Below are 10614 nucleotides of genomic sequence, written 5' to 3'. Positions count from 1 at the left end.
AAATTTCAAAAACGAGCGATTTGTATAGTTAAGCTCATTGGGAAAGTTCTAATTAAATATGGATTGTTTTTTTCGCCGTTCATGGAGCACGTCCGACGTGCTCTTTTTCTTTTGTATGGAACGGTTTTACGCGTCGACACGATGAGGCGGCTTACAGTTTGGAACGATACGTTTAACCTTCGTTTTAGCCTCATAAAAATGTTGTAGAAAAAGAAGGGACCTGTCTCAGGCCAAACCCAGTCGGAGAGCGTCGAATCGGACAGGCGCCCGCAAAGAAGAAAAAGCCTTGAGGCATGAGCCAGTCTTCAGCGACGCCGCCCTCCAAAGTCGATAAAATCAAGAAAGAGGTAAAGACATCCGATTGGCAAAGCCGAAAAAATCTGGCAAAAAACGCCGCATCTTTACAGCAGCGGTTCCAGAACAGGCTGTCCGGGTGTCGAAAAATGAATATGAATGACAATCAGTATATCCTGGCGATCGACCAGGGCACGACATCGACGCGCGCCATCCTGTTTGATCACGAACAGCACATGAAGGCCATGGCGCAGAAAGAATGCAAAGTGGAATATCCCCAGAGCGGATGGGTCGAACAGGACGCCATGGAAGTCTGGTACGACACGCTGGGCGTTCTGGCGGACGTACTGAACAAAGCGTCCGCAGATCCTTCGCGGATTCGCGGAATCGGCATTTCCAATCAGCGCGAAACGACGATTCTCTGGGATAAGCGTACAGGCCTGCCCATCTGCAAGGCCATCGTCTGGCAGTCCCGGCAAAGCGCGGGGATCTGCGATATATGGAAAGACGAAGGACTGGAACCGTTTGTCCGCCGCAAGACCGGCCTGCGCATTGACCCGTATTTTTCCGCATCCAAAATCGTCTGGATGCTCGATCATGTTCCGGGCGCCCGCAAAAAAGCGGAAGCCGGTGAAATTCTGTTTGGTACGATGGATACATGGCTCGTCTGGAATCTGACGGGCGGAAAAGTCCATGTGACCGATGCGACCAACGCGTCGCGAACGATGCTCTGCAACATCGAAACCGTCGAATGGGATGACGAACTTCTCGAGCGCTTCAATATTCCAAAAGCCATTTTGCCCAAAATCGTTTCCACGTCGCAGGTGTACGGATCGACTTCGCCGCACGTTCTCTTTGGACAGGAAGTCGACATCTGCTCGATCGTCGGCGACCAGCAGGCCGCGCTGTTCGGTCAGCTGTGTCTGGAAAAAGGCATGGCAAAAAACACGTATGGAACCGGCGGCTTCCTGTTAATGAACACCGGATCGGAAATCGTCCGTTCCCGCCATGGCCTGCTTTCCACGATCGCCTGGAAAATCGGCGATCAGGTCACGTATGCGCTGGAAGGCTCGATTTTTGTTTCCGGATCCATTCTCAAGTGGATGCGCGACAAGCTTCACCTCTTTTACTCCGTCAGTCAGACGGAAGAAATGGCGGTGCGTGCCGGCAGTGCCGGCGGCGTCTACATAGTTCCGGCTTTTGTCGGTCTGGGCGCGCCAAGCTGGGACGAACGGGCACGGGCGGTCATTGTCGGTCTCACCTTTTCGACGGGAACGGATGAACTCGTCCGGGCGGCGCTCGAAAGCATGGCATTCCAGGTCAAGGACGTTCTGGATGCGATGGAAGCCGATTCGGGCATTCCCATTCAGATTCTGAAAGTGGACGGCGGCGCTGCCGCCAACAATTTCCTGCTGCAGAAGCAGGCGGATCTTTGCCGCATGGAAGTCGACCGCTTTGAAATCAATGAGCTGACGGCGCTTGGCGCCGCCTATCTGGCTGGTCTGGCGTGCGGCTTCTGGAACTGGGACGATCTGAATATTGAAGTCGAACGTTCGTTTGTTCCGCAGGATAACCAGAAGGAAATGGAGCGCGAATACTTACGCTGGCTTGATGCGCTGCACACCTGCCGGACGTTCTGATCGCTCCGATCGAGCGGCAGAAAAAGCGTCTGCGGCGCGCAGAGTCGACCTTCTTTTCTGGTCCGTGTACGGACTGGGGCGCTAAAGAAACCGTACATAAAGCGAATGAAAGAGAGAATTCATCTTTTTCGTATGGTAAGATTAGAAACAGATTTTTTGAGGAGGAGAAGATTATGCCCAAAAAACGACCATCGCGCCGAAAACCCGCGAAACCGTCAAAAGCCATGCGGGTTCTGGCATGGGTTGCCTCGCTTTTTCTGGCTGGCGGATTTGTCTATCTGATGTTCGAGGCATTCAGCCTGGACGTGTTCAGCACGATTCAGCTGAGCGTTCTTGGCGCCTTCCTGCTTCTTCTGCTTGTCGTTATTGTCTGGGGACTGTTCCGCCGGCGGACAAAGACCTGGGCGAAATCGCTTCTGGTCATTCTGTCGGTTGCGCTTGGCAGCGTATCGGTTCTTGGCGGCTGGTATATCCAGCAGACCGCGGACTTCTTTTCCATCATTGGTACGCGCCATACGGCGAACCATTCCGGAAAAGACGGTGACGATTCCGATTCGCAGACCAACGCCATTCTCGATGACGCGGCTGGCCTGGGCGAAAAAATGGCCGTAACGGTGACGACGTACTCGACCAAAGGCTACGATTTAAAAGATCCGGCTTCCCTGAGCGGAAAGCGGATCGGTACCGTTCCGACGCTGGATGAAGAAGGAACGAAAGCGGCGCTGGCCCAGCTCGAAAGCAAGGGCATGAAAGACGCCGAAATTCTTGAATTCGCCGATCAGTATCAGCTGGTTGACGCGCTTTACGCAGACAATGTCGTAGCGGTCGTTTTGCCGGAACAGTTCCATTCCTCGCTGCTCGACGCGGCCAACGACTACAACCGCTATGGCGCACTGACGACGCTGACCAATACGGTGGATCAGTATCTGTACTACGAAGACATTCCGGAAGATATGAAAAACGAAGCGGATCCGGTTGCGGATATTACGCAGGATCCGTTTGTGGTCATGATTTCCGGTTCCGATAACTATGGAACGCTCATGTCCAAGTCCCGTACGGACGTGAACATGCTTGCGGTGGTCAATCCGAAAACGCACGAAGTGCTTCTCGTCTCCCTGCCGCGCGATTCCTACATGCCGTTTTCCTGCCGGAAAAACGAAACGGCGTGCGGCTATGCGGCCGGTCAGTACGACAAGCTGACCCATTCGGGCATTTACGGAATCGGCACAACCGAATCTACCATTGAAGATTTCCTCAATATTGAAATCAACTACACCGTACAGGTGAACTTCTCCTCGCTGATCAATGTGGTCGACGCAGTCGGCGGCATTGATATCACAGTCGAACCGGGTCTGGAAGTCGAACGCTTTTACGCCAACGGTACCGAAGGCGTGCACGAAGGCGTCAACCATCTCGACGGCGAGCGGGCTCTGGCGTTTGCCCGTGAGCGCCATGCCTATCTCGACGGCGACAACCAGCGCATCCGCAACCAGCAGCAGGTCATGAAGGCGCTCATGCGCTCCGTCATGTCCCCGTCGATGCTGGTGAACTATCCGAAAGTGCTGACCGCGCTTTCTACCGCGTTTACGACGAACATGCCGTCCAGCCAGATCCGCGATCTGATTCGCCTGGAAGTCAGCTCGTTCCCGTCCTGGAACATCCAGAGCTACGCCCTGACCGGCGCAAGCGATACGCAGATGTCGGCAGCGCTTGGCGCAGCGGCTTCCGTCACGCTCGTTTACGAAGAAGACGTCAATACCGCGCATTCCCTGATTGAAGACGTTCTGGAAGGCCGTGTGCCTCAGATTCCGGCAGAGAGCGAAGATTCCGAAGATTCCAAGCATGTACTCAACCAGACCAACCAGACCAACCAGACCGAGCCGCCCATCGACCCGATTCTTCCGCCAGATTACGGCAACGAAAACGGCGGGGTTTACGTCGATCCGTCCCAGACGCCTTCCTACACATATCCCGTTCAGGAAGAGCCCATCGATCCGGGTACGACAGAAGTCCCGATTGAACCGGCTCCGGCGGATCCGGGTACAGGCGAAGGCGGCGAAGGTGCCTTCAACGAAATTCCGAGTGGCGATCAGTAAATCGCAGACTTATCCATTGAAAACTCCATTTTTCCGCCTGGATCCGCAAAAAGATCCGGGCGGTTTGTTTTATGGAGTTAAACTAGACAAATTCTTTTGGGTTTTACAGAGGGCGGGCGCTAAAACCCAGCAGAGAAGCGGATATTCGTATAATAGGAATCAGCCGGAAGGAACTGTGACTGTACCGGCATACAGCTTCCTTTCCTATTCGGCCAAATGTCCAGTACATGGACAGGAGGTAATAATCATGTCTATTCGTCATATTGATTCTGTTGATACCTACAAGGAAATCGTAGGAAACCATCCTGAAGTACTCGTGGACTTCTTCGCAACCTGGTGCGGCCCCTGCAAAATGCTGCATCCTGTTCTCGAAAGCGTCTCTGAAAAACTCGAAGGCAAAGTTGTTGTAGCCCAGTGCGACATCGACAAGCAGCAGGAAATCGCGGCTGCCTTCAAAGTACAGTCCGTTCCAACGCTCGTCTTCTTCAAGGACGGCAAACCGGTTCTGGCTACTGCCGGCTACATGGATGAAAACGCACTGATGAAATTCATCCAGGCTGCTGAAGAAAAGTAAGCCCGGTTCGCAAAACGCAATAATCGAAAGCCTCGCGCTTAAAGAGACCAATCGTATCGGTCGGACCGATTCGATTCTGTCTCCTTTAACCCATTCATACATACGAAAGATAAAGCTGCTCATGGACCTGCACGCAGGCCAGGAGCAGCTTTGTTTTTTGAAAAACGAAAACGTACAGGCCATACGGTCCGTAGAATCCGTATTGTCCGCACTGTACGGCGGATCGGAAATCGAGAGGCCGCATGCAGATTCGCGGCCCGCATTGGCAGGAAAAAGCCGTAAACCGCCGGGACCAGCCCAGAAAAAAAGCCAGACGCTCCGGGCGACGGATGCATCTGACAATATTTTCCAGAGGGAAAAATTCTGGATCAGGTAATGGTGGCCAGAGCCTGATGGATCAGGTCGACATAAAACATGTTGCCGTATTCGTAGCGCCAGCCTCCGTTGGCCGCAATGGCGATGGGGTTGGGGTAGGAGACGACTTTTCCTTCGGAATGAATCCGGGAAAATTCTTCGGCCAGTGCGCGGGTATGGACGCCGCCGTTGGCGGCGACAAAATCAAGGTAGCCGCTGCCAAAGTTGTACGCCTGAAAAACGGCATCCTGGTCTACACCGAGCTCGGCGGCTTTTTCGAGAAGGGTATGGTAGTAATGGACGCCCTGTTCGATCGAATCAACGGTCGAAAGGGAATTGGGCGGAAGGCCAAGGGACTCGCTGGACTGAAAGACATCTTCGGCAGACCAGTTGGATTCCACCGTAACAATCGCCTTCAGTTCGCGCAGAAGGTCGCTGATGCCTTCGGCAGCCGCCTGGTGCTCGACTAAGGCAACAAGTTCCTGCTGCGTCTGGGGAATATCGCTTTGACGGGTGAGGATGAAGATGGAGCATCCGATGGAAAGCAGCAGAAGCAGCGCAGGGAAAATCAGAGTGCGCTTGCGCAGTCCGTGCGGACGGCCTGGAGGGGGCGGCGGTGTCTTTTTTCGGGGTTTCTTTTGTGCGGTCATCGTCTCTCTCCTTTCTTCTGTTCAAAAACCATACGTGCTGGATCAGTATGAGCCAAAATTATAGAGGAAAATTCACAAAATGATATGAAAACTCACAAAATTGTCCATTAAAGGAAAGCCGCTCGAAAGACCGGCCGTCCTGAAATCTTTCGGTTCTTGTCCGGTTCGATTCTCGCCTGAATTGCCGGATTTCTGTTCGTTTTTCTGCTCGAATAACCCGGATTCATTCCGACGGGATCCAGAGAAAATGGATGCGCTGCAAAAGGGAAGAAAGCAGGAAAACTGCCTTCTCTAAAAAATGCAATGGTATGATTAACCAATAAGCAACAAGCAAAGGAGAGTCCTGTATGCGACCTGTCTCGAAAAAAACTGCCGGCATTCTTGGCTGCGTATTTCTGTTCCTGGCGTGTGCCCTGTCCATGGTTTCTCTGTTCTGGGGAATTCTCTGGATGCTCATTGTCTCCGCGATCTGTCTGGGGATCGGTCTGTGGTTTCTGAAAAAATCCATGTCCTGAATTCAGGATCTATACGACAGAACCTGGAAATCGCCTGACTCTTTTTTGTGTGAAAACAAACTGTAATTTGCGAGGAAAAAGCCCATGAAAATCTTTAAAAAGTACAGAACGCTCTGGATGATGGGAGTCATTGTCGTCCTGGCGATTTTGTTCATTACAAACTTTTCCTATGTTGTTTCCGGCATCGATATCCTGCTTCGATCGATTACTTCTCTGCTTGGCGGGGCTGCTCTGGCCTTCGTGCTGAATCTGATCATGTGCCCGGTCGAAGACCGGCTGAAAAAATCCGATAAGCCGTTTGTGAAGAATCATGCCAGAGCGCTGGCCATTCTGACTTCGTTTCTGGTGATGTTTCTGATCATCATCCTGATTCTGTCGATCATTATTCCAAACCTGATCAGCGCGCTGCGCATGCTGACAAGCGAAGCACCGGAGTATTTCAACGAAGTGGAAACGCTCCTGCAAAAGCTTCTGCACAACTACCCTTCGCTTCTCGAAAAGCTGAAAGCCAACCCGATTGACTGGGATCAGACGTTTGAAGTGATTGTCCGCTTTCTGACCAACGGAAGCGGCGGCTCCAATGTGATGGACAGCACGATGAACCTGGTGTCCTCCTTTGTCAGCTTTTTTGTGAATACGTTTGTAGTTGTGATTTTCGCCTCCTATGTTCTGGCGGAAAAGGAACGCTTTGTCAAAGGCTATTACACCTTTGTCGATCTCTACGTGTCCAAGCCAAAACGGACGCATCTGACCCGCGACCTGCGCATTGTCAATGACTCGTTCAAATCGTTCATTCTGGGCGAAATTATTGAAGCGGCTATTCTTTCGACGATGTGCATAGTCGGCATGCTGATTTTGCAGCTGCCGTATGCGACGATGATCGGCATTCTTGTCGGCGTTATCAACATGATCCCGATGGTCGGCGCCTTTATCGGCGGCGGCATCGGCGCGTTCATTATCTTTACCATTTCGCCGACCAAGTGTCTGATCTTCCTGATTTTCCTCTGCATCATTCAGCAGATCGAATCCAACGTCTTCTTCCCGCGTGTTATCGGAAATAAAGTCGGTCTGCCCGGCATTTACGTCATGATGACGATCGTCGTCGGCGGTACGCTTTTTGGCGTACTGGGCATGATCCTCGGCGTGCCTCTGATGGCTTCCGTCTATAAGATTGCCAAAATCGATCTGGCCGAACTCAAAGCCAGACGCGAACAGGAGCAGGAGCGCGAAAAGGAATCAAACGAAAAGGGGCAGAAAAACGCCAGCAAGAACGTTGTTCAGAAAATGCGTTCCGAAATGATGGAACTGCGCAAGTCGGTGGATGAAAATCCTCAAGCGCAGGTGGAAGTCGAACAGATGATTCGCGATGATGAAGATCTGCGCCGCCGTCTGGACGCGCTGCTTTGTGCCTACGACATGACCGATGAAGACATTCGTCCTTCCAGTCCGGCCAATCTCGAATCGCCGACAAAAGAAGAACGAGAAGACCTTCAAAAAAATGCCGAAGCCGCTTCGAAAGCGCTGAGTCAGGTTTCGGATTCTTCAGAAAAGCCCGCCGCATCGATAAAGCCATCCGAGCCGTCCAATCCGGTCAAAGAGCCGAATCCAGCGAAGGACGCCGATCCTGCCAAAGACCCGGAACCCGCGCAAAACGCGGTGACGGTTAAAAACGATTCTTCGTCCAAATAAATCTGGACTGAAAAATCCGGAGGAAAACCGAATGGGAAATAGAAATCTGCCCCTGTAAAAAATCGGTACGTTTCCTGCATACGAAACACATATACGGATATCCGGAGCACATATACGGAGAAGAAAAACGGAAATCGCATGAATTCTCCGATCTGAAATTTCGATAGAGCCATTGAAAAACCGTCTTGAGCAAAAGCCGGCTTCTCGATCTTTACGAGACGCTACACTGATGCTGGAGGCGGTTTTTTATGGCATTGATTCAAATTGAAAGTGAAGCCGAATTTGAAGACGTTCTGTCCAGAGACGGCATGGTTTTGATGGATTTTTACGGATCCTGGTGCGGTCCGTGTCAGATGTTTCATCCGGTTCTGGAAGAAGCGGATCAGCAGTTTTCGGATTCACTGACCATCGCGCAGGTCGACAGCGACCGGTTTGGCGATCTGTGCGATCAGTATGGTGCCGATTCTCTGCCCACACTCATCTTCTTTTATGACAAGAAGCCGGTTTTGAAAGCCAGAGGCTACCGTGATCTCGCCAGCCTTAAAGAGCTGCTGAAGATTGCCCGTAAGAAAGCCGGTCTCGATGTGGTTGAATAGAGCGCATAGCTCTGCGTGCTGTTCTTTTCATATTCCGTATTCCGCAATGCGGATGGGAGAAATTGAAGAGCGCCCTGTCCGCTTTGACATGCACTTTTGAGGACGCTTCGTACAATGGACGATAAACCGTTCAAAAAAGACAGGACTTCAGCACACAACCGGCAATCTGCCGGTTTCTTTTTTCGGGAATACGATTCATTGTTAAGGATAGATTCCAATACAATACTGTTATTCGCCCGCAGGCATGGCGAGAAAAATGCAAACGAAAAGGAGGCCCACATGGACCAATCAGTAGAACAATCCGTAGAACAAGCGGTAGCCAGCCAGAAGGAACTGTTCAAAAGCGGCACAACGCTGGACTTGCTGTTTCGAGGAAAGCAGCTGAAGCGGCTGTACGACGAAATCCTCCTTCAGCAGAAGAACATCGAACAGGCGCTCTATGCGGATTTGGGGAAATCCGCAGATGAAAGCTGGATGAGCGAAATAGGCCTGGTTCTCGAAGCCATCCGCTATCAGATTCGCCATCTCTGTTCCGCTTCCCGGGTTCATCTCCACACGGTACCGCTTCATCAGATGCCCGCACTCTATGAAACGGTGCGCATTCCATACGGCACGGTCCTGATCATGGCTCCGTGGAACTATCCGTTTTATCTGGCCATGGTACCTCTGGCGGAAGCCATTGCAGCCGGCAACACAGTCGTTCTGAAAACCGGCCATGCGGCTACGGAAACATCCAGAGTCATTGCCGAGATCGTTCAAAATATTTACGATCCGGATTATGTAACCGTCTTTACGCAGGGCTGCGAAGAAATCGAAGCGCTGCTGGAAGAAGATTTTGACTATATCTTCTTTACAGGCGGCAAGAAGCTCGGATCCATGGTCATGGAAGCTGCATCGAAGCATCTCACGCCGCTGACACTTGAACTGGGCGGCAAATCACCGGCTGTTGTCGATGAGAGCGCCAACCTGGCCCTGGCTGCGCGCCGCATCGTCTTCGGAAAATTCCTGAATGCCGGCCAGACGTGTGTGGCTCCCGATTACGTTCTCGTACACGATTCGGTTCTCGAACCGTTCATGGCTGCACTGATGCATGAAATCCGTCGACAGTATCCAAGTCCGGAACGCATCGGCAAGATCATTTCACCGGCGCATTATGAACGCCTGATCGGCTACATTCATCCCGAACAGGTCGCCATCGGCGGCCGTGCGAGCGGAACGACCCTTCAGATTGAGCCGACCGTCCTTCTGGATGTCGACTGGGACGACCCCGTTATGCAGGAAGAGATTTTCGGACCGATTCTTCCCGTGCTGACGTTCACGAATTTCCGTCAGATGATGCAGGAACTCGCGGATAAGCCGACGCCTCTTGCTTTCTATCTGTTTACCCGCAACCGTCTGCAGAAGCAGTACATGAAGTACGTTCAGCCCTTTGGCGGCGGCTGCATCAACGACACCATCATTCAGCTGGCTTCCGACAGCGTGCCGTTTGGCGGCATGGGAGCGAGCGGCATGGGACAGTATCACGGCAAATGGGGCTATGAAACGTTCTCCCATATTAAGAGCGTCGCCGTAAAGCCGGATGTGAAAATTCTCGATCTGCCGCTGCGCTATAACGACCGCAAGCCCTGGATGGCTTCGCTGATTCGAAAAGTGCTTCGCTAGAGCCGGATTCATGCCTTGAAACGTCCTGGAAATGCCCTGAATTCAAGCGGGCAAATGACTCTAATACCGCCTTTTGTCTATTCATAATAAAAAAGAACAAGGGAGGTATTTCCGATGATTCAGCAAGTTACAAGTACTGAAGATTTCAGTGACATTATTAACAGCAATCAAAAAGTTCTGATGGAGTTTTACGCCAGCTGGTGCCCCCACTGCAAAGCTTTCTATCCAACGCTCGATGCCGCCAGCAAGCCCCTCAATGAGGAAGGCATCGCCGTTGCCCGGACCGAAATTGATACGTTTGAACAGATCGCTTCGGCTTATGGAATTGAATCCATCCCGACACTGACGTTCTTCGTCAACGGTGAACTCGTTGCCGAATCCGCCGGCAGCCGTGACGAGCAGGGAATTTTTGAATTCGTTCGCTCGGCTCTCGCTCAGCAGTAAACCTGCGCCGCAATCGACCAAAAATAAAAAACGGCCCGCAGCTGGGAGGCTGCTGAAAAAGTCCCGTTTTTTGAAGTATAAAATCCGTGAAATAAAATTA

The 10614-nt window shown here is 51.9% G+C and carries 9 protein-coding genes; 8 read left to right on the top strand and 1 reads right to left on the bottom strand.

Annotated elements, in window-relative coordinates; genetic code table 11:
* Positions 1-449: 449 nt before the first annotated feature.
* The 3 genes from glpK (at position 450) to trxA (ending at position 4604) form a co-directional block, all read left to right on the top strand.
* Positions 450-1934, top strand: a complete 1485-nt coding sequence (gene glpK, locus ACLUYS_RS07570; RefSeq protein ID WP_412659521.1) for a glycerol kinase GlpK — start codon at positions 450-452, stop codon at positions 1932-1934.
* Positions 1935-2107: 173 nt separating this feature from the next.
* Positions 2108-4030: an LCP family protein gene (locus tag ACLUYS_RS07565; protein WP_412659520.1), complete on the top strand. Its 1923-nt coding sequence runs from the start codon at positions 2108-2110 to the stop codon at positions 4028-4030.
* A gap of 247 nt (positions 4031-4277) precedes the next feature.
* Positions 4278-4604, top strand: a complete 327-nt coding sequence (trxA, locus tag ACLUYS_RS07560; protein ID WP_230268440.1) for a thioredoxin — start codon at positions 4278-4280, stop codon at positions 4602-4604.
* 368 nt (positions 4605-4972) lie between these two features.
* On the opposite strand, the gene ACLUYS_RS07555 is transcribed toward trxA, so the two are convergent.
* Positions 4973-5608 (bottom strand): lysozyme family protein, encoded by a 636-nt coding sequence (locus ACLUYS_RS07555; RefSeq protein ID WP_412659519.1) that lies wholly within the window; start codon positions 5606-5608, stop codon positions 4973-4975.
* A 347-nt stretch (positions 5609-5955) separates the two neighbouring features.
* Between ACLUYS_RS07555 and ACLUYS_RS07550 the strand changes: the two genes are divergently transcribed.
* The 5 genes from ACLUYS_RS07550 (at position 5956) to ACLUYS_RS07530 (ending at position 10514) form a co-directional block, all read left to right on the top strand.
* Positions 5956-6123 carry an intracellular growth attenuator family protein gene (locus ACLUYS_RS07550; RefSeq protein WP_230268438.1) on the top strand — a complete coding sequence of 56 codons (168 nt, stop codon included), beginning with the start codon at positions 5956-5958 and terminating at the stop codon, positions 6121-6123.
* 84 nt (positions 6124-6207) lie between these two features.
* Positions 6208-7812 carry an AI-2E family transporter gene (locus tag ACLUYS_RS07545; protein ID WP_412659518.1) on the top strand — a complete coding sequence of 535 codons (1605 nt, stop codon included), beginning with the start codon at positions 6208-6210 and terminating at the stop codon, positions 7810-7812.
* A 248-nt stretch (positions 7813-8060) separates the two neighbouring features.
* Positions 8061-8408 carry a thioredoxin family protein gene (locus ACLUYS_RS07540; protein WP_288339257.1) on the top strand — a complete coding sequence of 116 codons (348 nt, stop codon included), beginning with the start codon at positions 8061-8063 and terminating at the stop codon, positions 8406-8408.
* Between the two features lie 114 nt (positions 8409-8522).
* Complete coding sequence (locus tag ACLUYS_RS07535; RefSeq protein ID WP_412659517.1) at positions 8523-10070, top strand: aldehyde dehydrogenase family protein; 1548 nt, start codon at positions 8523-8525, stop codon at positions 10068-10070.
* Positions 10071-10184: 114 nt separating this feature from the next.
* A complete protein-coding gene (locus ACLUYS_RS07530; RefSeq protein WP_230268521.1) occupies positions 10185-10514 on the top strand; it encodes a thioredoxin family protein in 330 nt (109 codons plus the stop codon).
* Positions 10515-10614: the final 100 nt, after the last annotated feature.

It is taken from the genome of Allobaculum sp. (assembly GCF_047010065.1).
Lineage (GTDB): Bacteria > Bacillota_I > Bacilli_A > Erysipelotrichales > Erysipelotrichaceae > Allobaculum > Allobaculum fili.
Note: the sequence above shows the minus strand (reverse complement) of the source record. Positions and strands in the feature narration are given on the sequence as shown.